Source organism: Salinibacterium sp. PAMC 21357 (assembly GCF_000247645.1).
Taxonomy (GTDB): Bacteria; Actinomycetota; Actinomycetes; order Actinomycetales; family Microbacteriaceae; genus Rhodoglobus.
On the sequence record NZ_AHWA01000004.1, the window covers coordinates 813,671 to 839,658 of the forward strand.

General features: G+C 61.6%; 27 protein-coding genes and 1 pseudogene. 14 read left to right on the top strand and 14 right to left on the bottom strand.

Annotated elements, in window-relative coordinates:
* Positions 1-57: 57 nt before the first annotated feature.
* The 5 genes from ON14_RS07250 to ON14_RS15165 all read right to left on the bottom strand — a co-directional run bounded on the left by ON14_RS07250 (position 58) and on the right by ON14_RS15165 (position 6,259).
* Positions 58-1,557 (bottom strand): catalase, encoded by a 1,500-nt coding sequence (locus ON14_RS07250; protein ID WP_010204175.1) that lies wholly within the window; start codon positions 1,555-1,557, stop codon positions 58-60.
* A gap of 77 nt (positions 1,558-1,634) precedes the next feature.
* Complete coding sequence (locus ON14_RS07255) at positions 1,635-2,084, bottom strand: Fur family transcriptional regulator (protein ID WP_026037591.1); 450 nt, start codon at positions 2,082-2,084, stop codon at positions 1,635-1,637.
* Positions 2,085-2,531: 447 nt separating this feature from the next.
* The gene (locus ON14_RS07260; RefSeq protein ID WP_010204179.1) at positions 2,532-4,607 is read right to left on the bottom strand and encodes a DNA repair protein RecN; all 2,076 of its coding nucleotides are present in this window, start codon (positions 4,605-4,607) and stop codon (positions 2,532-2,534) included.
* 9 nt (positions 4,608-4,616) lie between these two features.
* On the bottom strand, positions 4,617-5,150 hold the full coding sequence (locus tag ON14_RS07265; protein WP_039741893.1) for a hypothetical protein: 534 nt from the start codon (positions 5,148-5,150) through the stop codon (positions 4,617-4,619).
* Positions 5,151-5,218: 68 nt separating this feature from the next.
* Positions 5,219-6,259, bottom strand: coding sequence for a hypothetical protein (locus ON14_RS15165; protein WP_010204181.1), 1,041 nt, complete (start codon positions 6,257-6,259; stop codon positions 5,219-5,221).
* Between the two features lie 649 nt (positions 6,260-6,908).
* On the opposite strand from ON14_RS15165, the gene ON14_RS07275 reads away from it, so the two are divergent.
* The 6 genes from ON14_RS07275 (at position 6,909) to ON14_RS07300 (ending at position 10,002) form a co-directional block, all read left to right on the top strand.
* The gene (locus ON14_RS07275) at positions 6,909-7,154 is read left to right on the top strand and encodes a type II toxin-antitoxin system ParD family antitoxin (protein WP_026037592.1); all 246 of its coding nucleotides are present in this window, start codon (positions 6,909-6,911) and stop codon (positions 7,152-7,154) included.
* Positions 7,151-7,471 carry a type II toxin-antitoxin system RelE/ParE family toxin gene (locus ON14_RS07280; RefSeq protein ID WP_026037593.1) on the top strand — a complete coding sequence of 107 codons (321 nt, stop codon included), beginning with the start codon at positions 7,151-7,153 and terminating at the stop codon, positions 7,469-7,471. The genes ON14_RS07275 and ON14_RS07280 overlap by 4 nt, the downstream gene beginning before the upstream one ends.
* A gap of 110 nt (positions 7,472-7,581) precedes the next feature.
* Complete coding sequence (locus tag ON14_RS07285; RefSeq protein ID WP_010204187.1) at positions 7,582-8,253, top strand: FadR/GntR family transcriptional regulator; 672 nt, start codon at positions 7,582-7,584, stop codon at positions 8,251-8,253.
* Complete coding sequence (locus ON14_RS07290) at positions 8,250-9,140, top strand: ABC transporter ATP-binding protein (RefSeq protein ID WP_010204188.1); 891 nt, start codon at positions 8,250-8,252, stop codon at positions 9,138-9,140. The genes ON14_RS07285 and ON14_RS07290 overlap by 4 nt, the downstream gene beginning before the upstream one ends.
* 99 nt (positions 9,141-9,239) lie before the next feature.
* The gene (locus ON14_RS07295; protein WP_010204189.1) at positions 9,240-9,707 is read left to right on the top strand and encodes a hypothetical protein; all 468 of its coding nucleotides are present in this window, start codon (positions 9,240-9,242) and stop codon (positions 9,705-9,707) included.
* Positions 9,697-10,002 (top strand): transcriptional regulator, encoded by a 306-nt coding sequence (locus tag ON14_RS07300; RefSeq protein WP_010204190.1) that lies wholly within the window; start codon positions 9,697-9,699, stop codon positions 10,000-10,002. The genes ON14_RS07295 and ON14_RS07300 overlap by 11 nt, the downstream gene beginning before the upstream one ends.
* A 29-nt stretch (positions 10,003-10,031) precedes the next feature.
* Here the strand turns inward: ON14_RS07300 and ON14_RS07305 are convergent, their stop codons facing one another.
* From ON14_RS07305 to ON14_RS07320, 4 genes are all read right to left on the bottom strand, one after another.
* Positions 10,032-11,225, bottom strand: a complete 1,194-nt coding sequence (locus tag ON14_RS07305) for a Fic family protein (protein ID WP_010204191.1) — start codon at positions 11,223-11,225, stop codon at positions 10,032-10,034.
* A gap of 213 nt (positions 11,226-11,438) precedes the next feature.
* Positions 11,439-12,272 carry a phosphotransferase family protein gene (locus ON14_RS07310; protein WP_010204193.1) on the bottom strand — a complete coding sequence of 278 codons (834 nt, stop codon included), beginning with the start codon at positions 12,270-12,272 and terminating at the stop codon, positions 11,439-11,441.
* 1 nt (position 12,273) lies between these two features.
* On the bottom strand, positions 12,274-13,284 hold the full coding sequence (locus ON14_RS07315) for a hypothetical protein (RefSeq protein WP_010204195.1): 1,011 nt from the start codon (positions 13,282-13,284) through the stop codon (positions 12,274-12,276).
* Positions 13,281-13,637 carry a GntR family transcriptional regulator gene (locus ON14_RS07320; protein WP_010204196.1) on the bottom strand — a complete coding sequence of 119 codons (357 nt, stop codon included), beginning with the start codon at positions 13,635-13,637 and terminating at the stop codon, positions 13,281-13,283. The genes ON14_RS07315 and ON14_RS07320 overlap by 4 nt, the downstream gene beginning before the upstream one ends.
* Before the next feature lie 120 nt (positions 13,638-13,757).
* Here ON14_RS07320 and ON14_RS07325 point away from each other — a divergent pair, with 120 nt between their 5' ends.
* The 7 genes from ON14_RS07325 to ON14_RS07355 all read left to right on the top strand — a co-directional run bounded on the left by ON14_RS07325 (position 13,758) and on the right by ON14_RS07355 (position 19,026).
* Entirely contained in the window at positions 13,758-14,540 is a 783-nt protein-coding gene (locus ON14_RS07325) for a metallophosphoesterase family protein (RefSeq protein ID WP_010204197.1), read from the top strand.
* Positions 14,537-15,151, top strand: coding sequence for a LysE family translocator (locus ON14_RS07330; protein WP_010204198.1), 615 nt, complete (start codon positions 14,537-14,539; stop codon positions 15,149-15,151). Before ON14_RS07325 ends, ON14_RS07330 begins: the two co-directional genes overlap by 4 nt.
* A gap of 120 nt (positions 15,152-15,271) precedes the next feature.
* Positions 15,272-15,793 carry a GNAT family N-acetyltransferase gene (locus ON14_RS07335; protein ID WP_010204199.1) on the top strand — a complete coding sequence of 174 codons (522 nt, stop codon included), beginning with the start codon at positions 15,272-15,274 and terminating at the stop codon, positions 15,791-15,793.
* Between the two features lie 142 nt (positions 15,794-15,935).
* On the top strand, positions 15,936-16,607 hold the full coding sequence (locus ON14_RS07340; protein ID WP_010204200.1) for a DUF6226 family protein: 672 nt from the start codon (positions 15,936-15,938) through the stop codon (positions 16,605-16,607).
* A gap of 69 nt (positions 16,608-16,676) precedes the next feature.
* A complete protein-coding gene (locus ON14_RS07345) occupies positions 16,677-17,648 on the top strand; it encodes an SPFH domain-containing protein (protein WP_010204201.1) in 972 nt (323 codons plus the stop codon).
* A gap of 2 nt (positions 17,649-17,650) precedes the next feature.
* Positions 17,651-18,541 (top strand): NAD(+)/NADH kinase, encoded by an 891-nt coding sequence (locus tag ON14_RS07350; protein ID WP_010204203.1) that lies wholly within the window; start codon positions 17,651-17,653, stop codon positions 18,539-18,541.
* 179 nt (positions 18,542-18,720) lie between these two features.
* Complete coding sequence (locus ON14_RS07355; protein WP_010204204.1) at positions 18,721-19,026, top strand: hypothetical protein; 306 nt, start codon at positions 18,721-18,723, stop codon at positions 19,024-19,026.
* 180 nt (positions 19,027-19,206) lie between these two features.
* On the opposite strand, the gene ON14_RS07360 is transcribed toward ON14_RS07355, so the two are convergent.
* On the bottom strand, positions 19,207-19,968 hold the full coding sequence (locus ON14_RS07360; RefSeq protein ID WP_010204205.1) for a MerR family transcriptional regulator: 762 nt from the start codon (positions 19,966-19,968) through the stop codon (positions 19,207-19,209).
* A gap of 267 nt (positions 19,969-20,235) precedes the next feature.
* Between ON14_RS07360 and purL the strand changes: the two are divergent.
* A pseudogene (gene purL, locus ON14_RS07365) lies at positions 20,236-22,544 on the top strand (phosphoribosylformylglycinamidine synthase subunit PurL).
* A gap of 21 nt (positions 22,545-22,565) precedes the next feature.
* On the opposite strand, the gene ON14_RS07370 reads toward purL, so the two are convergent.
* The 4 genes from ON14_RS07370 to ON14_RS07380 are packed head-to-tail and all read right to left on the bottom strand — an operon-like array spanning position 22,566 to position 25,988.
* A complete protein-coding gene (locus ON14_RS07370; RefSeq protein WP_010204209.1) occupies positions 22,566-24,176 on the bottom strand; it encodes a dipeptide ABC transporter ATP-binding protein in 1,611 nt (536 codons plus the stop codon).
* A complete protein-coding gene (locus ON14_RS16150) occupies positions 24,173-24,577 on the bottom strand; it encodes an ABC transporter permease subunit (RefSeq protein ID WP_237719692.1) in 405 nt (134 codons plus the stop codon). Before ON14_RS16150 ends, ON14_RS07370 begins: the two co-directional genes overlap by 4 nt.
* Positions 24,574-25,038 carry an ABC transporter permease gene (locus tag ON14_RS16155; RefSeq protein ID WP_237719693.1) on the bottom strand — a complete coding sequence of 155 codons (465 nt, stop codon included), beginning with the start codon at positions 25,036-25,038 and terminating at the stop codon, positions 24,574-24,576. Before ON14_RS16155 ends, ON14_RS16150 begins: the two co-directional genes overlap by 4 nt.
* The gene (locus ON14_RS07380; RefSeq protein WP_010204210.1) at positions 25,035-25,988 is read right to left on the bottom strand and encodes an ABC transporter permease; all 954 of its coding nucleotides are present in this window, start codon (positions 25,986-25,988) and stop codon (positions 25,035-25,037) included. The genes ON14_RS16155 and ON14_RS07380 overlap by 4 nt, the downstream gene beginning before the upstream one ends.

Genomic DNA, 25,988 nt, shown 5'->3' on the forward strand with positions numbered 1-25,988 from the left:
ATCCGGTGTTCTGCTGTTCGCTAGCGCGAGGCGCTCACTGCGGTGAGCGAGGCGACGCTAGTTGGCGGGGCCAACTCCGACGGGGTCAGCTTCTTCGTTGGAAGTGTCGCCATCGCCGGGAACGGTCTTGCGGAGCGTGGCGCCGAGTTCGGCATCCACGCTGCCCCAGTACCAGTAGAAACGCTCGAGGATCTCGGGGATCGTGATGCCACGGCCCTGTCCGGTGAGAGTTTCAATGAAGCGAGCCTTCGACTCTGCGGTGAAGACGTCGCGGTAGAGCGTTCCGGCCTGGCCGAAGTCGTCGTCTTCGGAGTGCAGGGTTGCGGCTGCGCGAAGCAGTTCGCCGTCGGTTGCCCAGCCACCTTCGCCGGCAAGCTCGGGCTGCGCTGCTGGTCCACCGAACGAGTTCGGTGCGTACGTGCGAGCGGCTGCGTCACCGATCTTGTAGTTCATGGAACCTTCGTGCTGGTAGTTGCGCGCTTCGGAGGCGTGCGGCTGGTTCACCGGCAGCTGGTTGTAGTTGGTCCCGATGCGGTTGCGTTGGGCATCCGGGTAGGAGAACACCCGCGCCATCAGCATCTTGTCTGGGCTGATGTCGGTGCCGGGAACCATGTTCGACGGCGAGAACGCTGACTGCTCGATCTGCGCGAAGAAGTTCTCCGGGTTGCGGTTGAGCGTGAAGTGGCCAACCGGAATCAGCGGGTAGTCCTTGTGTGACCACGTCTTGGTGAGGTCGAAGGGGTTGAAGCGGTAGGTCTTGGCTTCTTCGTAGGGCATGACCTGCACGGAGACATCCCAGGTGGGGTAGTCGCCATCGGCGATGGCGTTGAAGAGGTCGCGACGGTAGTAGTCAGCGTCTTCTCCGGCGATGCGCTCAGCTTCGGCAGCTTCCATCAGTTCAACACCCTGGCGGGACTTGAAGTGGTACTGCACCCAGAAGCGTTCGCCTTCAGCGTTGATCCACTGGTAGGTGTGCGAGCTGTAGCCATTGACGTGACGCCATGACTTGCTGAGACCGCGGTCACCCATGAGGTACGTGACCTGGTGGGCGCTTTCGGGCGAGAGGGTCCAGAAGTCCCACTGCATGTCACCGTCACGAAGACCGGAGTCGCCGAGGCGCTTCTGCGAGTGGATGAAGTCGGGGAACTTCATGCCATCACGAATGAAGAAGACGGGGGTGTTGTTTCCGACGATGTCGAGGTTTCCCTCGGTGGTGTAGAAACGCAGTGCGAAGCCGCGCACGTCGCGCCAGGTGTCGGGCGAACCCTGCTCACCGGCGACGGACGAGAACCGCAGAATCGTTTCGCTCGTCGCACCCTTCTGGAAGACGGCGGCCTTCGTGAACTGCGATACGTCTTCTGTGACGACGAACTCACCAAATGCTCCGCCACCCTTGGCGTGGGGGTTGCGCTCCGGCACCCGCTCGCGGTTGAACGCGGCGAGCTTCTCGACCAGAAAACGGTCGTGGAGTGCAATTACGCCATCAGGACCTGTCGTGAGCGAATGTTCGTCGCTCGCAATTGGTGCGCCGGCCTGGGTTGTCGTGGGTTCTGTCACGATGTCTCCTTTGTGTGGGTGGAATTATTGGCGAATTGAAGTTCGGATGACAGCGTAGACAGCACTGTCTGTTTTCTTTAGTCTGCACTCGTTTGTGTGAGAGCGGTCTGGCAATCGGGGCAAACACCCCAAAAATTCACTTCGGCGACCTGCACGGTGAAACCGCCGGCATCGGATGGGGTGAGGCACGGCGCGTGACCCACAACGCAGTCCACGTCGCGCACGGCACCACATTCGGTGCACACGATGTGGTGATGGTTGTCGCCAGTGCGGCGTTCATAGAGAGCGGATGACCCTGCCGGTTCGATCTTGCGCAGCAAGCCCGCCGTCGTCAGCGCCGCCAGCACTCCATACACGGCCTGGAGGGAGGTGCCGGGCACGCTCGGCAGCACAGCCCCGAAGATCGTGTCGGCATCGGAGTGCGGGATGTCAGTGAGGGCGGTCAGCACAGCGACGCGGGGCTCGGTCACTTTCAGACCGGCCTCTCGCAGAGTGTCGGCGAGCGCCGCATCCGTCACTGTTTCCATGGGTATGAGGCTAGCAGTTGTTTTGAATAACTCAAGACAACTTGTGGTGCAGTGACTAAACATCGTCGACCGCGCATAGCATCGAAGTTGAAAGTGTCAATGGGAAAAGGCGCCGAACGCGCTACATCTACGATGTCGACCAACGGCGCAGTTGGACAGCACCATAAGGAGGGAAAAGACTAGGACTTTTGGCTTCCGGAATTTCTATTGAATAATGCGCGGACCAGCGTGGATACTGGGCATCGCAGCGAAAATCGCGCACCAAATTCGTTGCAGCGACCCGCTGCAGGCGGCAGGGTCCCGAAATTGACATGTCCGCTAATCGCCGTTTGCGCGCGACGGGGTGGCTCAACACGTAAGCCTCTCGACGCGGCTACGCCTGAGCGCCGGCTTGGGGCAAGCGCTCTCAGACTACTGAAGACCGACTCAATCCACTATCTGACGCTCCTAGGCTTGCCTGGGGCGATCCTGGGCCTCCGGATCACGACCATCTTCGTTCGAAATTAGACCGTAGGGCGGCTCATCGGAGCTTTGCGAGTAGCGAACTACGACGTGCTGGTCGGCCATCGACGGTGGCTGGTTATCGACGACAATAACCTGCGCTCCTGGGTGCTTAGCGAGCCAACTCTCGACGTGGCGGTAAATATTCTCCACAATGTTGCGACGGCTAGTGGTTATTAGCCGGCCAATCTCGGCATCCTCCTCGTCCGCGACTTGATCGGGTGCAGCGGGGATAGCGACTGATCCAGGGACGAGGTTCTTTTGGGGGCTGTCCACGATAACGAACCCGGGATGGCCAGAGCCTTGCTCGAATGCCAACTCGAATAGTGCAAGTTCCCAAGCGAGTGCGATGAGCGTCATGGCCCCAGACGAACCAACCTTGTCATAGCGGCGCCCTCGAACGAACGGCACAAGGTTCCTGTCTACATGCACGAGATCGATCTTCGGATAGCCGAAGTCTTTGAGAATGCGGAAGAGGCGTTCCCCGATGCGAGCGATGGTCGCATCGCGAGGAGTGGCGCTCCTCAGATATTCCGCCTTGCGCGCCCTCGCTTCCTTAAGAGCGGCTGACGCTTGTAGGAGCTCGACTTCTTTTTGGCGCAGCTGCAGCAGCATTTGACGCGCTCGGAGCATCGTTTTCAGCTCTACGCGAGTGTCTCCGAGTGCCCGCTGGATTTCATCACGCTGTGCCAAATAGGGCGAAATGACGTCGCCGGATACCCGGTCCAGCGCCGCTTGCGCCGCTCGTACCTCATCGTTAGCGGCGCTCAGGTCTCTCCTGAGTTGGTCGCCTTCTGCGCGCACCTCCTGAAAGAACTTGAGTAGTTGATTCAGACGGCGCACAAGATTTCGTCGCTCCGCGCTGAGGTCAGGAGCGCTCTCGCCATCAGAGACATCCGAAGTCAGATGGGAGTTACACAACGAGCACACGTTGTCTACAATTTTGGGCGAGGATTGCAGCTCGCTCTGACATGCCGGGCATGTCAACACGGATAGCGAATCGAAGAGGTTAAGGGACTCCGCAACCAAGTCAAGCCGTCGGATCTCATCGGCATACTGAGCGCGGAGGGGTTCAAGACGACGCGCAAGTGTGTCGCGGTCTCGCAACTCAGCTTGGATACGTCGTGCTTGCGTTTCGCTGCGAGCATAGCTAGCGCGCAATTCGAGGGTGAAGTCACCACGGGCAGAAATATCACTGTCAATGACAAGCTTCTGAACGTTCAGTTCGGCTACCCGGACTCTGAGCCGGTCTGACTCGGGCTCGATCTCCTCAATAGTGGTGAGCCCTGCATCGGTCATAAAAGCTCGAAGCGTCTGAATAGCTCGCGCGAGCTCCCTTTCCTCCGAACCAAGTTCCTCCACGGCGCGAGACAGAATTGACTGTTCGTTGTCCGAGACGCCAAACAGTATGTTCACAACCTGGTTGAGCTTGATGGAGCGGTGTGGCTGTCTTTCATATGCAAGGTCGCCGTTATCGAGCCTTCTGTTGGTGAGGAACCAGAGCGGCTGTAGGTCCCTGAAGCTCAGCACGCTGGTTTTCGACTCTGCCTGAGACGGCGACTGGTCCAAGCGGAGTCCGCTGAGACCACATAGCTGCAGGAGATAGTGCGACAGTGACTCTGTGTCGGCAGGATCAGAAGTGAAAGACCGAACTGGCGTGCCAGACATTGACTCGAGGTCGCCCGTGTAGAGGTAGGCCCTCGTCGTCGTCGCCCCTAGCGCTCTCTCGATGACGTAACGTACCCGGCTCGCTTCGCCTGGTATTGTGACGTCGATAGCAAGCTGGGCGGATCGTACGTTCGCCATCACCTCATCGTGTTCGGGATGCTCTTTCGCTCCGAGGCACCAATCAACGAACTCCAGCACGGTGGTTTTTCCGGTGCTAATTTCGCCGGCGATAATCGCCAGCGGCCGATCCCACTCGTCATCCATAACATCTGCGAAATCGACGCGGTACGAATGCTGTGGGCCAACCAAGCGGAGAGCTCGTAAGTTGAACGCGGGAAATCTCGTTATGGGCATCGTGGGTTCCTAGAAAAGTATGTCTCGTGATGCGAGCATGGAGGCTTCAATCTCGAGCTCGTCGATGTTCGGGGTGTCGATTAGGTCAAAGAGCACCGGGTCCACCCGAAGCCAGGTTTCGAGCTGCTCTCGCATCTTCGTTGAAGAAAGTTTCATTACGATCGGTGCAACGGTCGCAACGCTGAGACGGTATGCATCGGCGTATACAGAACACAGGCTTTCCGCTGACTGCTGCCCCAGTTCCGTGACCGCAAAGACTCGCTGCCCCTCGCTGGCAGAGAGTTCCACCAGCCCGAAAGAGACCAGCCTGGCAATGTCCGAAGCAACTCGCTCCCGCCGAGAAACGTAGCGCTGGCCTGGTGAGGCGTAGTTGATTGAGTGGCGCCCAAAGCCTTGCAGCCGCAGCTGACTGGACGCAGGAGACTCCGCGTCTAACACTAGGAACGGGTTCGCGGATAGGAATTCGATCATCGAAAGACGCTCCATGTCCAGCTTGCGTCCTTGAGCTCGAGCGCCTACTAGAACGAGGATGATCTGGGCCATGCGGAAGGCTGGTACTGACTCCGCACGTAGCGTCGATGCTGCGTTGTCATTGGGGTCACTTTCAACGCTCATGGGTTTTCCCCAACCCGGTCCTCGCTGTCCGAACCGGAAGCACTTTTTGGGCTCTGCGTGTGGTGGGCATTCGCGACATCACGCCAGTCCCGAACCCATCCCGCGCGACCATTGTCGATGGTTTGATGGAGCAAACCTACGCCGTGCAGGACGTGCGCTCTTAGGCTCGCGGCCTCCAATGCATGACTTGTCTCGATGATTCCGAGCACCTCACCGTAAAGCTTGGGAAAGCGTCGGTCCGTCGACATCTGACATGCCGTATTGAAGGCTGTCGACCAGGTTGATGAAACCCGCACACGCCATGTTGAGAGCGCCGAGACTTCGAGCTGGATCCCCTTGTCCGTGACCTCGCGCTCCAAAATCTCAGCATTGAAAAACGCTTCCCGGGCAGCGAAGGTCTCTGGCAAGCCTGCTTCGTCCATCTGGCGCACAAAGAGCGCATCGTCGTACACGTTGTTCTCGGGAAGCTCTTCCAGCCCGCGAGGCTCTTCGGGTTCAACGGCTGTGAGCTGCAGCGGAAAAAGAGGCGAAAAGTAATGGTTACGAACATCTGTGGCGGCCTGTGCTTGGAGTCGTCGCCGCAGCCACCCTTGGGTCGCGAGGCCCACAGTGAGCGTGTCCGCCTTCGACACCCTCGTTTTCCACCCATCCCACCATGTGAGCATCGGGCCGTCCAGCTCACAAGGAATGCAGAGCGTCCAGGATGCAATTTGGTAGCCGTTGTCCCGAGCGGCCTTCTGCGCCGAATTGTACGATTTTCGAACATCGCCCTGCTGCGTCGTCGCAAATCCATCGATGAAGTACTTCGACTGCCAGATATGGACTTTACCGCCTGCTTCTAGGTCCCCGATGTAGGCATCGATACCCCAATCGCCCGGATTCGCTTGAACCTCTCGTACATCGGGGTGGACGATCCCGACGATATCCGCAACAAGTCGTTCGAATGCGTCGCGCGCACCAGCGGAGCCACCGAACCTTGTTTCGAGGAATCGGAAGTCGATGTCACCGGTGCCCACCACAGAAATTTGATCTGACAACCGGCCTCCAAGCCCCGTCCGTAGGGTCAGCATATCCTCGACCCGTGCTACCGCGTATCCCGCAGCAGGGCTTGAGCCGACCTCATATCGGCCAGCGTACTCACGAACTAGCTACGGTGTTTCACTGGCGCGCCGCGGAGCGTGAGTAGGTTTAGTTAGCTGAATGGCGGCTCCAGCTACGACCATCTATCTGCGCGATCCTCGACTGTTCCGAAAACTTCAGCACAGTCACGTGCGCGCTTTAGCCCCCGAAGAAGTCAGGTGATCGCCCGATCCCGTTGCGAGCAGCGCGCTGGCTCCGCATGTTGTAGCGACGAGGACAGACGACATCCACGTTCGAGGCATGGTTGAGATTTACCGCACCCTGCGAGACAGATCGGGCTCGCTACCACGGCTCCCTCAAGTGGGAAAAGAAGTGTTCGGCGCGCTAATTCCAGTTCAGTCCGCGAACGCACGCATCGAGTGCGACCTTAAATAACTCTCGGCTGCGGCGATCACGGCAGTCGGCGTCGAAGGGTCGAACACGCGCAGGAGTGAGTAGCGAAAAGTGTACGGATCGAGGCCGCTTATGGTGAATTCGTGGCTCTCATCACGGCCGGAGACACTTAGGAGCGATGACAAACTTTGCCATCGAGCGTAAAGTGAAGGAATGGCAACGATGAATGTGTCCCTCCCTGACGCTTTGAAGCAGTTCGTTGAAGAACAGGTAAGTGAGCACGGGTACGGCACGAGTAGCGAGTTCGTGCGCAACTTGATCCGGCATGAGCATGCTCGCACGCAACTGCGTGCACTCGTCGTGGAGGGGATGACGTCGGGGCCAGGATCCGATCTCGATGATGCGTACTTCCACCAACTTCGTGAGCGAATCAACAACCACAGCGTTGACACCCCGTGACGTCCCGCCGCGTCGTCACGACCAGACGCGCCAGTGAGGATATCGACTCTGCTGTGGAGCACTACTTGGCAGAGGGCGCCGCTGACGCCGCACTGGCGTTTGTTGATGCGCTGGAGAAGGCGCGCGACCTACTCGGGTCGCAACCGTCGATCGGGTCGCCGCGGTTCGCCGTCGAGCTAGGTATGCCGGAGCTTCGAGGGCTTGCGTTGCAAAAGTTCCCCTACGTCGCGTTTTACACAGCTGACTCCGATGCGGTGCGCATCCACCGCATCCTTCACACTCGGCGCGATATCCCCGCTGAACTCTCCGATCTATGACGCGACGCGCGCACAGATAACGGATGCACGGGGCAAGCCAACGCTACGAACCCAACTTGTCTGAGGTGTAGAGTTGCGAGGCGGACAAATACGGCGATCGGAGCACCTGCATGGCATCAGCAGTGCAACACGGTCGGCTCGCCGCGCAGGCAGCCGAAGCGCTACTCGGGCGCATCCGTGCTGGCGAATGGGCCCTGGGGCACAAGCTGCCGGGCGAGACGACGCTGGCCGCCGAGATCGGGGTCGGGCGCTCAACGCTGCGGGAGGCCATCCGTGAACTCGCTGGCAAAGGCGTGCTCGAAAGCCGTCAAGGCTCCGGTGTCTTCGTGATGTCGACCGACATTGCCGAGGATTGGGATGTCGTGCTGCGCCGAGTGTCCGTCGCATCCGTCCTCGAAGCTCGGGTTGCCATCGAGGCCGAAGCCGCCGCTCTCGCGGCACATCGACGCACACCCTCAGACTTGCGAGCGATGCGCCGAGCGCTCGCCCGCCGCTCGGGCTCACACCACTCGGCCGAAGAATTCGCGGACGTCGACATGGCGCTTCACCGGCAAGTCGTCGCGGCATCCCACAATGAAGTGCTGCTCGAACTGTTCGACGGCTTCGTGCCGCGAGTGCGCGTAGCGATGATCGAGATGCTGAAGCTGCGGCCCATCCACGACTACAAAGCAGACCAAGCCGCCCACGCCGCTCTCGTCGAAGCGATCGCCGAGCGAGACCCGGCCGCCGCGGCCGAGTGCAGTCGGGCGCACCTCACCGGCGTGCATCGAGCTCTCTCATGAACAACAGCACTCTGATCAGCGAAAGCACCCTCGTGAACGAAAGCGTCCCAGTGAGCCCTAATGCCTCCGAGCGCGGCACCCCCATCGTCGTCGAGCTACGCGGCGTCACCTTTCGCCGCGGCGAGCGCACCATCCTCCACGAGGTCGATCTCACCGTGCGCGCGGGCGAACACTGGGCACTGCTCGGGCCCAATGGCGCCGGCAAAAGCACCATCCTTGGCTTCGTTGGCGCCTCAACGCACCCCACCTCCGGAACCGTGGACATCCTCGGGCAACGCCTCGGCCGGGTCGAGCTGCAGGCGCTGCGTCGCTCGATCGGGCACGTCAACCCGCGTCATCCGCTTCACGCACCCCTCACGATTCGAGATGTCGTACTCACCGGCCTCATCGGATCCCTCGAGATTCCCGCGCGCTGGGATCCCACCGCGCTGCAGGCGAACCGCGCGACAGAACTGATTGAACAGATGGGCCTGGCGGGCAAGGAAGCCCACCGCTGGCCGACCCTGTCGCAAGGAGAACGCGGCCGAGCCCTCATCGCGCGCGCACTGATCGCCGAACCCGACTTGCTGCTCCTCGATGAACCCAGCACCGGACTGGATGTCGCGGCGCGCGAGCAACTCCTCGAAACCGTCGATGGGCTCACCCACAATTTTCCGCGCCTGGCCTCGATTCTCGTGACGCATCACCTCGAAGAGCTGCCCTCCACGACATCCCATGCCGCCTTAATTGCAGACGGCCGGATCTCGCAGGCCGGGCCAGCCGAACAGGTGCTGACCACCGAGAACGTCACGACCGCCTTCGCGCATCCGATCCGCGTCGGCCAACATGACGGCCGCTGGTTCGCACTGCCGGGCCGCAAGCGATCTCTCGATCTCGCCTCGGCGTGACCCCAACGGCCGCCCCGAAGAAGCCCCGCAACATCCAACACCGTGACGAATATCGATTGTCGTTTACTTTCTTAGATGGAAAGTAATACACTCAACCAGATGGAAAGCGAAACCCGCAGCAAAGACGACCACGACGCAAAAGCCCAGCTGGATCTCATAACCGCAGACCGGCAGGCGCTCGCCCGGCGCGTGGCCCAGCATCCGTGGTGGCACACCCTCGCCTCCGCCGCGATCACCGCGGTGATCGTTGCCGCGCCGTTGTCGGGCAGCATGTGGATCGTGACTCTCATTAGCGTCCTCGCCATCAGCGCCTCCACCGCGCTCGACAAAGAGTGCGAAAAGAGGATGGGCGTTTCGATCATGAAGCCCGTGGGGCCCAAGAGCCTCGCGGTCGTGATTGTGCTCGTGACGGTCGAAGTCGCGCTATTCGGCGCATCCGTCGGCATCATGTTTGCCGAGCTCTCCGGATCGATCGCCGTGAACTCAGCGCTAGCTGCGGTCGTCATGATCGTCGGGCTCCGGATGCTCAGCCGCACTATGGCGCAGGAAATTCGTCATGGCCGCTGAACCTCGGTTTGACGAGTCAATTCACGCGTCCACCCGACTTCGTTTGTGCGCGGTTCTTCGCCCCCTGGACTCCGCCGAGTTTCACATTCTGACCGACATTTTGGGGATGAGCGAAGCGAGTCTCTCCAAGACAATCCGCAACCTGGTGGAGCTCGGCTACGCCACGACATCCAAACAAACTTCGCCGCAGCGCGACGACAGTCGACTCACGACAACAGTGCAGCTCACGCCCGCCGGCAAGACGGCATTTGACGGGCATCTCGCCGCGATCTCGGCGCTGGCCAACACGGACTAATCACGCGTTTGGTTGCGGCGGTGCTCTGCTCAGGCAGCCGCGCGAAGCCGAGTGATGCGAGACCGGATCCGGTGGTCGAGATCCTCGAACTCGTCGAGCACATCGGTGACGGCGTAAACGCGGTCACGCTTGCGATTCGTTACCTCAGCGATGATTCGGGACTCCTGGAGTTGCTCAATTGCCCGATACACCGCCCGATCCGCAAGTCCCGTGTGCTCGATCAGCTGCTCAACTGTGAAAACCGGCAAGCCCACCAATACGTCGAGCAGGCTATCGGCGGCGCTCCCGGTGCGTACACCAACCTCTTTCCGCCATGCATCGGAGTACAGAATGAACGATCTGGCAGTTCCGCGCGCCTCGCGCGCAGCGACCTCCACACACAGCGCGACATCAGTGATGATAGCTTCGGCATCTCCCGTCCGGTAGGTGGTGAGCAGACGGAAGTAGTGGTCGGTGTCGGCGGCCAGCGCCGACGCCACCGGCAGCACCGTGGCCGGTGTCACGCCTCGCCTTCGCAGCACGGCGCCGATGAGGGCACGGCCGATGCGGCCGTTGCCATCCGTAAAGGGGTGGATACTCTCAAATTGCGCATGCACGATCGCGGCCTGAGCAATGGGGTCAATGTCGTCTCGGTTCGCAAAGGTCACAAGGTCAGCGAGATAGTCCGGCACGAATTCGGGCGGCGGCGGAACGTAGAGCGCGTCACGCGGAGAAAAGTGGGATCCACCAATCCAGTTCTGCACGTCGCGCACGCGGCCGGCGTGACTGTGTTCTTCGGGGTCTTCCCGCATCAGCAGTCTGTGCGCATTAAGGATCTCGTCGAGGTTGATGGTCGTTTCAGATGCGCTGATGAGTGCAGTGATGGCGCGGCCAGCAGAAACCATTGACACCGCGGACGAATTCTCCTTCACACCACCGAGGGCCCGCGCGAACGCGGTGGTGCTGGCTTCAACCTGCTCGATGCGAGAGGAGGCGACGGACTCCATACGGATCAAGAAGCCCGCCAGCGGCTGCAGAACATCGCCGGCGACACGCTCAAGCTCCTCCGTCTCGTATCGAGCACGGAGGAGCTCCCGTGGAGGTGCCGGCGGAACCGCAAGGGCCGCGATGTGTGGAGGCAACGCCACAGTAATCTCCGAAAGGGTACGGTCCTCACGGGGACCGCGTCTGCCGGTGGCGTGCCAGGCGACCGTGCGGTATTCGTGCTTCGGCCATACGGTCACGAGCTACTCCTGTCGCCATCGGGCTGGGCAATGACACTTATCATTCATTTCTGACATTAGCAGATGTTTTAGCGTCGGATTCGTGAATAGTCCCAACCTCAGCCCGTGGCCGCCCTCTAGGTGGCACACAGACAATGGGGGCGTCACACTCGTCGGGGGGCTCGCTCATCGCCGCAGCTGGGGCGACGTCGCGCGGATGCCGCCAAGACGGTGTCAGCCGGCGCAGAGGCGTGCGGTCCAGTCATCCATCCGCGCGCGGAGGGTGCTCTCAGTGAGGTCGCTGTAGCCGACACCGAGATAGTTGGGGGCCCAGGTTTCAACGCGCGAGGCCGACCGCGCGGCAGCCACCAGGTCCCACGAATGGATGTCGGGCAGGGAGTACCCCGATTCACGCTCGTATTCAGCGAGAAAATGATCTGCGGCATCGCTGGATCCGAGGAGCACGAGGTCGAGTCGGCACCATGACACATCCAAGCCGCGTGGAGCGCTGCGAGCGCCCGACCAATCGACGACACCGGTGAGCATGTCACTCTTCCACAGGGCATTGCCGCACCAGAAATCGTAGTGAGTGAGAACGTGCTCGGACAGGTCGAGTTGCTGCCACGCTGTGCGCCCGCGAGTCTCTATCTCACTGTCGCCGTGCGGGGTTTCCCACGACAGGGCACGGAGGCCGACGTTGTCGAGTTGGTGGATCTGCGCCAACGCGGCCGCCATTTGCTCGGCAACCCTGCGCAGCGGCACGTCGGGTGAGGGCGGGCCGCCGGCGACCACTGACGTGACGAGGAACGGGCGATCACCAAACTGCCCCGTAGCGACGAGCCGCGGCACGCGATCGCCTAGCGGGGCGACCCGGTCGAGGATGTGCGGCTCGTGCGCGACCGCATCGTCCATCGGCGGGAACACTCTGACGACATACTCGGTGGTCGAGTCCGTGACCACAAGCGTCGTCGCGTGCTGTCCGCCAGCCAGCTGTCGGACGAGCGAGATCGTGCGACCCAGCGCATCTGACACCGCGGCGATAACGCCATCCAACTCCACGACCGTCACGTTATTCCTGTTCGATTTCCGAGCTGGGGGCAGACAGCGCGGAGGCCCGGCGCTGGTCGCGGAGCGTTGCCAGAAGAGCGGCCGGCACGCCGGGGTCATCCACGGTGATCGCGAACTGTTTTCCGCCGATGGTGGTCACGACCAAGCCGGGACCCGTGCGGAGAATGAGCGCAGACTTTCCGGGCAAGACCCGGTACCCCCATCCGCCCCACTCTTTCGGCGTGATCTCGGCAGCATCAACGGTGTCGATCTCGTCAAGACGGATGCGTTTCAGCGGCACCCGCAGCAGCTCGGAAACGACTCGCAAGCCTCGCCAATCTGCGGTCACTCGGTAGCGGCTCAACGAAAGCAGCACCACAGCGGTGACGGCGATTGTAACGAGCACGACCGCCGAGTCGGCGACGTCATTGGCGGCTGCCGCGATCCAGAAGAAAACGATTCCCGCCGCGGCCAGCGCTACCGCGACCCACAAGAAGAGCCGTGCGGTGACAACGCGTGACCATGCACCACCCTCGTCGGGGCCCAGCGTTGTCCGCTCCTCCACGTCGCTCGAGGTGAGGCGCGACTTGGGGAGGACCAAGAAAGGGAGGAGGCCGTAGGCGTAAGACACGAAGCCGAGAACCAGCCACGGTCCCTGTACCACCTCGTACGGGTCGCCGGCTTGCATCGTGAGGTAGGCGGAGACCAACCACGTTTGCGCTCCGATGCCTGCGGGGAGTCCGGCGATCAAGAAACCATAGCGCCGCGTGGAGGCCAGAAGGCTGGGCCAGACGCCAATGACCACGCTGGCTACTGCCGCGGAGCCGGTCAGCGCCACTGCCAGCGTGAGGAATTGCATCGCACCCATCACGCCATCGGCGGGGCCTGTGCCCGACCAATGAGAGGCAAGCTCGGGTGGCAGCTGATTTCGCCACAGGGCAAACGAACCGAGAACAGCCGCGAGAGGAACGAACATAATGACAACAGCGGCGGCTCTGCGCGCGGTTGAACGTGGAGCGGTTATCTCGGTCATTGTGGTTCCGATCGGTTGATCAAGTGGATGACTTCGGCCCGGGTCATTCCCAGATTGCGCGCTTCTGTCATGAGCTGCTCGGCGAGTTCAGTGACGCGCGACAAACCGGTCAGGGCATCCTTTCGAATGAAGGCGCCTCTGCCCTGACGCATCTCGAGAAGGCCTTCGTTTCGCAACTCCGTATAGGCGCGCAACACGGTGTGCATGTTCACTTGAAGCGCCTTGGCGAGGTCTCGCGCTGGAGGCAAGCGTTCGCCGGGAGCCAACTCGCCAGCGGCGACGCTCGAACGGACCTGTTGCGCAATCTGCTGAGTCAACGGCAGCGGCGATGCGCGGTCGACTCGGAACAACATAGGAACATTGTAATAGAACAATGTGCTCGATCGCGTCTTTCGCCACAGATCGAGGCACGGCGGATGCTGACAGGATGCCCGCCCGTCATGCACCGGTTAGGTGGAGTAAATTCGAGATGATTGATCCAGAACAAAACTCGCACTCCCGACACTGGAGATCCGTTGCCCGTCATCGCACACCTCAGCGACCCTCACCTTGACCTTTCTGAGGGCCGCGCTCGCCGCCTCAGGGCCGTGCTCGATCAAGTCGCGGAATTAGCCTTCGTGGATGCCCTGCTGGTCAGTGGTGATCTGGCGGATCACGGATTTGCAGAAGAGTACGCTCAGTTTTTCGGCCTACTTCCGCACTCACTGCCCACTCTCGTTCTGCCAGGGAATCACGATCTTTCAGCGCCAATGCTTGCGGCGCTAGACGTGGCTGGACACGTCGCAACACTCAATGGCGTCCTCGATATTGGCGGCCTACGGCTAGTGAGTCTCGACTCGCATCTTGATGGGAGAGACGATGGCCTCATCTCCGGTGAAGCGCGGGAATGGGCGCGCAACCAGATTGCCACCGCTCCCGGCAAGGTAATCCTCGCCCTGCATCATCCGCCCGTCTCCATCGGACATCACCTCGCGGACGAGTTGTACAGCCTGCGCAACCCCGAAACTGTCTCAGATCTCGTGTTAGAAAGTGATCACGTCATCGGCATCTTCACCGGGCACGTTCATGCAGCACTGGCCACTACTTTTGCCGGAGTTCCCCTTGTGGGAGCCCCCGGAATCGTGTCAACTATGCGTTTGGGAAGCAAGACCGACCCGATCGCCGATCCAACCGCGATGCCCGGATTCGCACTCCACACTATTGATAACGACACGATTCGAACTGTCTTCCATTACCTCAGTCCCTCCGCGCTGTGAACTTGGTTCTGCTGGCGCTGACAGCACTGCCATTTGTCATAAGCCCCGGCGCAAGTTTCACCCTCACCGTCAACGCGGCAATCGCTGGCGATAAGCGCGCTGGCATCCGAGTCTGGATGGGCACAGCACTTGGTATTGCCGTCATCGCCTTTGCTTTCGGCGTCAGCGGCCTCGGAGCACTCCTCACGAGTGACCCCGCGATAGTGGCAACCGTGGGGATGATCGGCGGTGCAGTCCTCATCCTCATTGGAGTGTTGGCGTTCGTGCGAGCTATCCGATCCTGGGGCCAGCCCGCGAGCCCACCCCCGCCCGCCGCGAGACTTCTGGTGTGGTCTTTCATCGCAGTGATCACCAACGCCAAAGCATTGAGTCTTTACGCAGTGGTGATTCCCGCCCTCACCCGCTCAGGCCTAAACGGGCTTTCGCTTTATCTGACCTTCGCGATTATTCATATCGGAATGCTGCTGATCTGGCTGATCGCTGTCAGCAGTGCAATACGAGCGGTCCCTTCGCTGGGGCGTTCCCCGCACCCTCGAGGGATCCTGCTAGTCGTCTCGGCAGGAGTGTTATTGATTCTGGGAGTCCTCATGGTGGTCGGCGCCATCGCTTAGCCCGAGCGTGCAAGCCAACATTCGGCATCCTTGATCGGGTCGGCTTCGGGCTAGCCGACCGCGGGCAAAAAACCGCCGAACCACAGGCCACGTCGCGAGCCCAAGTGAGATGCTAGTCGCGTGAGTGCATCCGCGAATCGTGAGCACACTGCGATTGCGGTGCGCCCTTATACCGAGCTGGATGCTGCCAGCACGTTGGCGATTTTCATCGCCGCGGCGACTGAAACGGCATCCGCTGACTACACCGTCAAGCAGACGGAAGCCTGGGCGGATATCGATGCGCGGGACCTGCAGTCGTGGGGCCGCGCGATGGCGGCGCGGAACAGTTTCGTCGCCACCATCGATGACGAGGTCGCAGGGTTCTCCGATGTGAGCGCCACCGGATACATCGACATGATGTTCGTCGCGCCACGTTTTCTGCGACGAGGGGTTGCGCGGCGGCTCCTCGAACACGCAGAGGCCTTGGCGCGCAAAGCCGGAGCGCGTGCACTGACAGCCGACGTGAGCATCACAGCCCGGCCGTTCTTCGAACGCTTCGGATTCGTCGTCACTTCAGAGCAGCATCCAGTTAAACGCGGCGTTGAGCTCACGAACTTCGCAATGAGCAAGGACTGCATTGAGCCCGCGAGCCGTAGGTCATAGAAGGTAACCTGCGAGCGAACGGCGATTCAACTCCCGCGAGACTCAACGCGCTCAGAGACCGGTGGCCTAAGAACCAAGAAGTTGAGAGACTGTCTTCTATGGGACGCAGCAGCTTGCTTGCGAAGAGCGAAAGGCTAGAGACTTGGGCGACTACCGTAGACCGCCGATCGACGCGCACGTGTTCCTCGACGGCCAAGGGCAAGCAATCACGTACGGTAACCGCTGGACTGCGGGACCACCGGACGATACCTACTCGGTAGAGACACATCCGGAGAGGTTTGCACCACTCCACACCGTTGCCGACGCGCTCATCGACTACCTCTGCGGCACCTTCGACGTCGTGGTCGAAGACAGCGAGGCAGTAGCGGCCGACCTCATGCATCCGCCATATAACGACGTGGTGCGAGCCGTGCGAATTCGGCCGAACGACCCCTCGTGCGCAACTCTGACCTTCGTGCTCACGGCGTATCCTGCCGTCTACCTGCACGCTGGATTGCTCAACGACTTTCCGTACCCGGTCTGCGGCTGTGACGCGTGCGACTCGACTTGGGCGGCAGAAGCCGACGACCTTGAACGGCAGGTGTTCGCTGTAGTCGCCGGCCAGTACCGCGAGAGCGTTGAGCGCAGACAAAGCAGGCCGTGGGTCAGCTACGCCCTCACCTGTTCCAACGGCAAGAGCAGTGGCGGCGGAACCGTCGCAGACGGCATCCCTCTGGAGCGAGTGAGGGCGGCCACGCCCATCCTCCGCACGCTCCCCGATGGCTGGGCCGCGTGGCCTCGGGCAGAGAGTTTAACTATTGGCCCACAACCCTGAGCCCTGCGGGCCGTGATTCCTCTAAGGTATGAAACGGACGATCACTCGACTTAGTACAGGGGAATTCACATGGCCTATATCCGCGAGCGCGGCTTATTTCGACACCTGAGCAGCACGCCGACGGCCCATATCGTTCACCTCAGGAAGGGCAAGATCGCCCACGAGGGTGTCGGTCTCGCGTTCAACTTTCGTGCGCTGACCGCCGCGATCAGCGAGGTGCCCACCGCCGAGAACGAGTTACCGCTGGTCTTCCACGCGCGCACGATCGACTTTCAGGATGTCGCAGTCGGCGCCACCATCACCTACCGGTATGCAGATCCCAGCCTTGCTGCGCGCCGCATCGACTTCGCCATCGACACCCAGACCGGTCAGTGGATCTCAGACCCGCTCGCGCAGGTCGCCTCGCGCATTACCGAGCTCGCCCAGCAGTATGCGTTGGAGAGCATCGCCACGATGAAGCTCCTCGACCTGTTGGCTGCGGGGCTGCCGACGGTGCGCCAGGCGATGACTGACGGGCTTGCTGCAGACAAGCGTCTTGCGGAGACATCCATTCTCGTCATCGGCGTTCGCGTCGTGAGCATCCGGCCCCAGGCCGAACTCGCTTCTGCTCTCGAGACGCCCGTGCGCGAGCAAGTACAGCAGGATGCGGACAAAGCGACCTTCGAGCGTCGCGCCGTGGCCGTCGAGCGCGAACGCGCCATCGCCGAGAATGAGTTGCAGAGCAAGATCGAGCTCGCCAAACGTGAGGAACTTCTCGTCGGCCAGGAGGGCGCGAACGCGCTGAAGCGAGCGACCGAATCCGCAGCATCCGAGAAGGTGAAATCGGAGAGCGCCGCCGACAGCGTTCGAGTCAGAGGGGCCGCGGCGGCCGAGGCAGAGAAGGCGCGACTCGCGTCGTACGAAGGGGTGGAAACTGGCGTTCTGCTTGCACTCGCTGCTAAGTCTCTGGCGGAGCACCTGCCGCAGATCGGCACCGTAAACCTGTCGCCTGACGTTCTGACCCAAGCGTTGAGCCGCATCGCAGGCACGCAGAAGGACTAGCGATGGCGCTCGCGCCCCGCGTCGTTCTTGTTCATCGGCGCACGGAATACACCGAACTTCTCCAGCGGCACTCCACTGCAGGGCAAGCCGAGTTCTTTCTCACGTCGCGCGGTCGCAGCATCGAGGAGGTTCGAGAGCGGCACGAAGTGCTCGCTTCGGCGCTGACTTCGGTCTCGAACGCGCTGCCGGCCGAGCTGCGGCAAGCACGGGTCGAGCGCGCTGATCTCGACCGTTACCCGTTTTCGCCCGAAGACATCGTGGTGATCATCGGGCAAGATGGGCTCGTCGCGAACGTCGCCAAGTACCTCACCGGGCAACCAGTGATCGGCATCGACCCCGAACCCTCACGCAACTCGGGCGCGCTCGTAAGGTTCGCCCCCTCGGATGCCGTAGAGCTCATCCAAGCGACCATCCATCGCCGCCTGCAATTCAGTCAGCGCACCATGGTCGAAGGTGTGCTCGACGACGGGCAGCGGCTCGTGGCACTCAACGAGTTGTACTTCGGCAACCGCGGCCATCAATCGGCGCGGTATGCGATTACCCTCCCCAACGGCGCGCGCGAAGAGCAATCCTCCTCCGGCATCATCATTGCCACCGGAACGGGAAGCACCGGATGGTCAACCTCCATCGCCTCGGATCGGTTCTTGACCGCCGAGCTTCCGCCGGCGGGCTCCGACCACTTGCGCTGGTACATCCGCGAGGCCTGGCCATCGCCCTCCACCGGCCGCTCCCTCACCGACGGAACTCTCACCAGCACCGAGCGCCTCGAAGTCGTTGTTCAGTCCGACACTCTCGTTCTCTTCGGTGACGGCATCGAAGCAGACCATCTCTCCGTCGGCTGGGGACAGAAGCTGACCCTGAAGACGAGCAGCCGCACCCTCAACCTCGCGTAGCCGACGTCGGCATTCTTCGTGAGGGCTGCGACGTCGGCGGTCTCCGTCATTTCCGTGATCTCCGCAGAAAGCAGCCGATAATATTGCACAATGACCGGACCTGAGGGCGCTTTAGGGGTGGTGCTCGAAACGATGTCCTGGGTCGGCCTCGTCCCCGGCATCCCGCTGCTCCTCTTCGGGTGGATCTTTGCTCTGCGGGCCTGCAATGGGTCGCGACCAGTGCCGAGGTTTTCGAGGCCGGAGGCTTTCAGGGCTTCCGCTGGTCCGATAGCGATGACAGGCAGCACTCCATCCTTCACGAGCCGTCTGAAGCTCCCATCATGGATGTCGGCACTCAAGTCGCTCTGTATTACGACCAGTGCCATCCCTCTCGGTGGAGTCTCGCGCGGCCCCGCCGCACGAACGGCGCCACCCTCATCGGCTCAATTCTCACCGGAATCGGCCTTCTGAGCGTCGTTGCGGGATTCGCGCTTATGGCTTTCTGAGGCTGCGAAGTATCCGACCCCGCGGCGTCGATGGCGCTCACTGCATCCGCAGGAATGGGCGATCGCCTCTTTCACGTCAGACCCGTTCACAGGGACGGGCCGTTAGTGAAGACTGCCTATGCGTAGTGAGTGTCCGAAGTCTGCAGCCTCCGGACCGTTCTTCCGCGCCTGCGGTGCGGGCTACCCCAGTTGGGCGTCAGCGTACGTGGCCATGGCGTCGCGGTAGTACTCCGCTAGTCCAGGGGCGATCTCCTCGTAGGTGCTGCGGAATCGTGCATCGTCGACATACATCTGACCCAGATTTTTGAATGCCTCCGCCGTTGGGGTCCACATGCGACAGATCGCCCGATAGGCGGCATCCACCTCGGCTTGCACCGCAGCAGCGCCTCCATCCACGCCGGCGGCCATGAACTCGGCCATTCGGATCATTGCCGCCGTTTGCTCGCGTTGCATCCGCTCGGTGTCCGTGGCGCTGAGCGTATCCGTGAACTGCTTGGCCTGCTCCCACTGCTGAGGCCAATTCTCGCGGGCCTCAGCGTCGTACCGAGTTGAGTCGAAGCCTTCGAAGAGGTTCTCCGGCCGATTGATTTTCGTCATTCCTTCTCGTCCTTTCTCACTGGTGAGTTCATCGATCGTGCGGGCGACGGTGGCCGCGACTCGCCCCAGTCGCTCCTGCTCGCGCAAGAGCTGCTGATGGTGGCCCTGCAGCATCCGGATCGGATTCTCCTGCCGATCCAAGATCTTTCGAATCTCGCTCAGCCCGAGGTCCAGTTCCCGCAGCACCAATATCTGCTGCAGCCGAAGCAGGTCCGCTTGTTCGTAGAAGCGGTAGCCGTTGCTGGCAGTTCCTGCTGGTGGCAACAGGCCAATATCGTCGTAGTGACGAAGCGTCCGCGAACTCACCTTGGACATTCGAGCGACCTCAGCAATTGACCAAGACACGTGGATACCTCCTGCGCTTCACTCTGAACTCAGCCGGTCTTTCCGGCTACCACAGACGTTAGATGTTGACGCTGCGTCAATGTCAACACCAGCATCCAGACTCCGAATGCCCCCGAGTGCACTCGCACGAGCAAGACGGCGAGCGGACGCTGGCGTGACGGGCTGCCGCCCCGCTTGGCCAAGCGCGACACCAACCCCAGCCTAGGTAGACTGGAGGCGGCCGGCGTGAGCACCCCGGCATCCACCATCTTCTGGGAGAAGCCCCTCGTGACTGACGTCTCAACCAATTCCCGCCAGCATGTTGCCGACACGGTGTCGAACGCCGCCGCAACTCCCGAGAAAGAGCAGCCTTACGGCGCCCTCGGCCTCAAGCCTGACGAGTACGCGAAGATCCGCGAGATTCTGGGCCGCCGCCCCACCAGTGGTGAGCTCGCCATGTACTCCGTCATGTGGAGCGAGCACTGCTCTACAAGTCCTCCAAGAACTACCTTCGCCAGTTTGGCAAGAAGGTCAGCGAGAACATGACCAAGAACCTCATGGTTGGCATGGGCGAAAACGCTGGCGTCATTGATGTCGGCGAAGGCTGGGCTGTGACCTTCAAGATCGAAAGCCACAACCATCCCAGCTACATCGAACCCTTCCAAGGCGCTGCAACCGGTGTCGGTGGAATTGTTCGCGACATCATTTCCATGGGTGCTCGCCCCGTTGCTGTGATGGATGCGCTCCGCTTCGGCGCCATCGACAATCCAGACACCGCCCGCGTTGCTAAGGGTGTCGTCTCGGGCATCAGCTTCTACGGCAACTGCCTCGGCCTGCCCAACATCGGCGGCGAAACCTACTTCGACTCCGTCTACCAAGCCAACCCGCTCGTCAACGCACTCGCCGTGGGAGTGCTGCGCCACGAAGACCTGCACCTGGCTAACGCTCGCGGTGTGGGCAACAAGGTTGTGCTGTTCGGTGCCCGCACCGGTGGCGATGGCATCGGCGGAGCATCCATCCTCGCCTCCGATTCCTTTTCCGAAGGCGGCCCGACCAAGCGCCCTGCCGTTCAGGTCGGCGACCCCTTCGCCGAGAAGGTGCTCATCGAGTGCTGCCTCGAACTCTTCCAGGGTGACCTCGTTGAAGGCATCCAAGACCTCGGCGCTGCCGGCATCAGCTGCGCAACAAGCGAGCTCGCCTCCAACGGTGACGGTGGCATGTTCATCGAACTCGAGAAGGTTCTGCTGCGCGACCCCACCCTCACGGCAGAAGAGATTCTGATGTCCGAGAGCCAAGAACGCATGATGGCGATCGTGAAGCCCGAGAAGCTCGAAGGCTTCCTCAAGGTTGTTGAGAAGTGGGATGTCGAAACCAGTGTGCTCGGTGAAGTCACCGACACCGGCCGCCTCATCATCAACTGGCACGACGAAGAGATCGTGAACGTCGAGCCGCGCACCGTCGCCATCGATGGCCCCGTCTACGACCGCCCCGTTGCGTACCCGAAGTGGATCGATAAGCTTCAGGCCGACAGCGCCTCGAGCCTCGCTCGCCCCAAGGACGGCATCGAGCTGCGCGACCAAATGCTGCAGCTGCTCGCGAGCCCCAACCTTACCGACAAGAGCTGGATCACTAACCAGTACGACCGCTACGTGCTCGGCAACACCGCTTTGAGCTTCCCGGATGACGCCGGCATGGTGCGCATCGACGAAGAGAGCGGTCTCGGCTTCTCGGTCGCGACCGACGCCAATGGTCGCTTCTGCCAGCTCGATCCCTACGCCGGAGCCCAGATTGCTCTCGCCGAAGCATTCCGCAACGTTGCCGCCACCGGCGCCAACCCCGTTGCGGTTAGTGACTGCCTCAACTTTGGTAGCCCCGAGAACCCCGAAGTGATGTGGCAGTTTAGCCGCGCCGTTGAAGGTCTCGCCGACGGTTGCCTCGAGATGGAAATCCCTGTCACCGGCGGAAACGTCTCGTTCTATAACCAGACCGGCGATGTGCCCATCCACCCGACCCCCGTGGTGGCGGTGCTCGGTCTGATCCGTGACGTTGCTGAGCGCATCCCGAGCGGCTGGCAAGACGAAGGCAACAACATTTACCTGCTCGGCACCACCAAGGTCGAATTGGATGGTTCAGCCTGGGCCGGCACCATCCACGACCACCTCGGTGGCCTGCCACCCACAGTTGATCTCGCCGCCGAGCGCCGCCTCGCCGACCTCATCAAGGCCGGCAACGAGCAAAACATCATCGCCAGCGCGCACGACCTCGCCGATGGCGGACTCGCTCAGACTCTCGCGGAATCCGTCATGCGCTTCGGCGTTGGCGCTCGCGTGTGGCTCGGCGAACTGCTGGAACGCGACGGAATCGACGCCGCCACTGCACTCTTCAGCGAATCGACCGGTCGCATGATCGTCTCGATCCCTCGCGAAGACGACGTGAAGTTCCGCGGACTCTGCGAAGGCCGCAACTACCCCGCCGTGCGCATCGGAGTCACGGATGCTGCGGCACCCGCCCTCGAAATTCAGGACCAGTTCACGCTGACCCTCGAAGAGCTGCTCACGGCGCACCGCGGAACGCTCGTGGAGGCGTTCGGCGCCTAATCCTTGCGGCGTCGGCGGCAGCTAAGGGTTGTCGCCGACGAGCATCACCCGCGGCACCGAGTCGACGAGTAGTCGCGTGTACTCGTGTTGTGGCTGAGTAAGTAGATCGATTGTCGCTGCCGCTTCGACGATCTCGCCTGCCCGCATCACGACGCTGCGCTCACAAACTCTGCGAACAACCGCAAGGTCGTGACTGATGAACAGGATTGTGAGCCCCCGCTGCTCGCGGATGTCCGAAATCACGTCAAGCACCTGGGCCTGAACCGATACATCCAGGGCACTCGTCGCCTCATCCATCACCAGCAGACTGGGCTCGATGGCGAGAGCACGAGCAATAGCGACCCTCTGCCGCTGACCACCAGAGAGCGTTCGCGGCAGTGCCTCGGCCTGCGTCGTTGCCAGTCCGACACTCTCGAGCAAGGCCAGCGATTGGTCTCGAATGTCTGCCATCCGGAGTCGTGGATGGTGCAGGTGTAGCGCATCCTCTACCGCCTGGCTTGCTGTCATCCGCGGATCCAGTGAGAGGTACGGATCTTGGAACACCATCTGCACCCGACGCGCACGATCTAGCCGATCGACACGTTTACGAGGCCGCCCCTTCAGCGTATGGCCATCGATTGCAATCGTTCCGGCGTCTGCCCTTTCAAGCCCCACGATCATGCGGGCCAGAGTCGACTTTCCTGAACCTGACTCCCCCACAACGCCGAGAGCATCTCCCTGACGAATCTCGAGCGTCACATTGTTCAGAGCGTGCACCGACTCACGGCCACGCGCGCGATAGGTTTTCGTGAGGTCGCGCACCTCCAACACTGCTGGCCCTGACGTGGTCGAGGGCGAGGCGGATGCTTCACCGGGCTGCACGGTGATCGTCGGGGTCGCCGCAACAAGACGGCGAGCGTACGCGGTCTCAGGGTGGAGAAAGATGTGGCGCGCGAGACCCTCTTCTTCAACCCGACCCTCGTTCATCACATAAACCCGGTCGCACAACGATGCCGCAAGGTTCAGGTCGTGAGTGATGAACAGCAACCCCATTGAACGTTTGTCTCGCTGCTCGGCAAGCACTTGCAAGATTTGCGCTTGGGTAGTGACGTCGAGAGCTGTGGTCGGTTCGTCGCATACCAATAGCCGTGGCGAACCGGCGAGCGCGCCAGCGATCATCACGCGCTGCAGCATGCCGCCCGAAAGCTCGTGCGGATACTGGCGGAGATGGTCCAGTGGTCTCGGCATGTCAACTGCGGCGAGTACCTCGATGGCGCGTTCCCGAGCGCGCGCAGCAGGCCAGCCTTCACCGAGCCGGAGAGCCTCGGTGAGATGATCTCCTATCGTGCGCATCGGATTGATGCCGGCCCGGGGATCCTGGAAAACCATCGCCGCGGTCGAGCGGCGAAGCGCCAGCAGTTGCTTGGGCCTCATTGTGAGCACATCGGCGCCCTCGACGAGCACCTCTCCGGACGTCGCCGCGCGCGACGGCAGCAGTCCGAGCACGGACTGTGCGGTCAGTGACTTGCCGGAGCCAGACTCGCCCACGAGAGCCACTGTCTCCCCGACGCCGACCGTGAGATCGATGCCGTGGAGGAGGCGTTTTCCGGTGGGAAGGTCGAGGGTAAGTCCGGAAATCTCTAAGAGTGTCATTCGAATGTTCCCCCGCCGATTCGCTCAGAGATCTCTTCGCCGATCACGTTGACGGCGACCACCACGATGACGACGGCGATGGCGGGAATCAGTGCCGGCAAAAAGTGTCCGCCCACCAGTCCGGCTTGAGATTCGTTGATCATCGCGCCCCAGTCCGCCGTCGGCGCCTGCACTCCAAGTCCCAGAAAGGAGAGCCCGGCCAACTCCGCGAGAACATAGCCGAAGTTCAGCGTCGATTGGGCACCGACGGTGGGCACCACATTCGGAAGTACGCGCCGAAGCGCGATCCAGCCACCCGAGAAACCTTGCACTCGATAGGCCGAGACATAGGGACGTGCGCGTTCCGAGATCACCAGCGAGCGGGTCAGTCGAGCGACGAACGGAGCGTAAGCGATACTCATGGCAATGACCGGCGCCACCAGTCCCTTGCCGAAGAGCGCGCAGCCAAGATCGCCACCAACAGGGCAGGAAACGAGAGCACCACATCGAGCAGACGACCGATTGCGGCGTCGATCCAGCCGCCGCGCCATCCGGCCACGAGCCCTAAGAGGATGCCGAGGATCGTCGAGGCGATCACGACGATCAGTGGCGCAAGCAACGCCGTTCGCGCACCGTAGATGATGCGACTCAACGTGTCTCGACCGAGCGCATCGGTGCCAAGCCAGTGGGCGAGGGTGGCGTCACCGTAGATAGCGCCGAAGTCGAGTTGATCGGGGTCATAGGGTGCCACCAGCGGTGCGAAGATCGCCGCGAGCGTGAACACACCGAGCACGACAACGCTGATCATCCAGCTCACCGAGACTCGGCGACGACGCGTCGACCTCATTACTTTCAGCGCCAGTGTTGGTGTTGGCCTACTCATCGCCCTGCCTCTCCTGCTGCCGCGCGCGGATCAATCAAGGGTTGAAGCAGATCGACGATGGCATTGACGACGACGAACGCTGCAACAACGAGCAGCACGATCGCTTGCACAACGGGGAAGTCGAGACGGTTCACCGATTGCACGAGGAGCGATCCGACGCCAGCGATTCCAAAGGCCGACTCGACAATGGCGGTGGACACCAGAAGCCCGGCGATCAGCAGGCCACTGACCGTGAAGATGGGGCCGAGCGCGTTGCGGAACACGTGACGCCGAACGACGGTGAGGGGCCGAAGTCCTCGGCTTGTTGCGACCTGAACATGCTCGCGGCCGAGCTGTTCAACCATCGACATGCGGGTGATCTTGCCAATAAGCACCATGAACGAGATCGCCATCGCGACGGACGGCAAGATCAGATGGTGAATGGTGTCGAAGAAACCGTCGCCCGACCCGAAGGCTGGGAACCAGTTGAGTTGAACAGCGAAGACAGCAATGAGAACAATAGCGCCGACAAACGGTGGGATCGCGCCGAGCGCGGTGAGAACAGTAAGGATCAATCGATCGGGTAGCCGCCCACGATTCAGGGCCGCGATCGTTCCGGCCACGATCCCCGTGACAAGAATCATTACGGCAGCCAGAGCGACCAGCCCGAGCGTTACCGGCAAGCGGTCCCCGATCACGGACGTCACCGCGTCCCGATACTGCAGCGATCGCCCAAAGTCGCCCTGAAAAATGCCGCCGATCCATTGCAGGTACTGTTCCCACGGCGGCAGGTTCAGACCGAACTGTTCGGTGATGGAAGCGATGGCTTCTGGGGAGGGTTGGCGACCCCGCAAGAGAAAACTTACGGGGTCACCAGGAACCAGGAAACGGGAGAAGAAAATCAGGGCAGACGCAAGAACCAGCGTCAGTGTGAGTGACCCCAGCTTGCCCGCGACCCGACGGATGATCAC

What these genes read in the sequence shown, in the direction of transcription:
- ON14_RS07370 (WP_010204209.1), bottom strand. Translation starts at nt 24,176, where the DNA reads ATGACACTCTTAGAGATTTCCGGACTTACCCTCGACCTTCCCACCGGA.
- ON14_RS07295 (WP_010204189.1), top strand. Translation starts at nt 9,240, where the DNA reads ATGGAAAGCGAAACCCGCAGCAAAGACGACCACGACGCAAAAGCCCAG.
- ON14_RS16150 (WP_237719692.1), bottom strand. Translation starts at nt 24,577, where the DNA reads ATGAGTATCGCTTACGCTCCGTTCGTCGCTCGACTGACCCGCTCGCTG.
- ON14_RS16155 (WP_237719693.1), bottom strand. Translation starts at nt 25,038, where the DNA reads ATGAGTAGGCCAACACCAACACTGGCGCTGAAAGTAATGAGGTCGACG.
- ON14_RS07255 (WP_026037591.1), bottom strand. Translation starts at nt 2,084, where the DNA reads ATGGAAACAGTGACGGATGCGGCGCTCGCCGACACTCTGCGAGAGGCC.
- ON14_RS07345 (WP_010204201.1), top strand. Translation starts at nt 16,677, where the DNA reads ATGGCCTATATCCGCGAGCGCGGCTTATTTCGACACCTGAGCAGCACG.
- ON14_RS07265 (WP_039741893.1), bottom strand. Translation starts at nt 5,150, where the DNA reads ATGGCCCAGATCATCCTCGTTCTAGTAGGCGCTCGAGCTCAAGGACGC.
- ON14_RS07320 (WP_010204196.1), bottom strand. Translation starts at nt 13,637, where the DNA reads ATGTTGTTCCGAGTCGACCGCGCATCGCCGCTGCCGTTGACTCAGCAG.
- ON14_RS07285 (WP_010204187.1), top strand. Translation starts at nt 7,582, where the DNA reads ATGGCATCAGCAGTGCAACACGGTCGGCTCGCCGCGCAGGCAGCCGAA.
- ON14_RS07290 (WP_010204188.1), top strand. Translation starts at nt 8,250, where the DNA reads ATGAACAACAGCACTCTGATCAGCGAAAGCACCCTCGTGAACGAAAGC.
- ON14_RS07260 (WP_010204179.1), bottom strand. Translation starts at nt 4,607, where the DNA reads ATGCCCATAACGAGATTTCCCGCGTTCAACTTACGAGCTCTCCGCTTG.
- ON14_RS07350 (WP_010204203.1), top strand. Translation starts at nt 17,651, where the DNA reads ATGGCGCTCGCGCCCCGCGTCGTTCTTGTTCATCGGCGCACGGAATAC.
- ON14_RS07300 (WP_010204190.1), top strand. Translation starts at nt 9,697, where the DNA reads ATGGCCGCTGAACCTCGGTTTGACGAGTCAATTCACGCGTCCACCCGA.
- ON14_RS07275 (WP_026037592.1), top strand. Translation starts at nt 6,909, where the DNA reads ATGGCAACGATGAATGTGTCCCTCCCTGACGCTTTGAAGCAGTTCGTT.
- ON14_RS07315 (WP_010204195.1), bottom strand. Translation starts at nt 13,284, where the DNA reads ATGACCGAGATAACCGCTCCACGTTCAACCGCGCGCAGAGCCGCCGCT.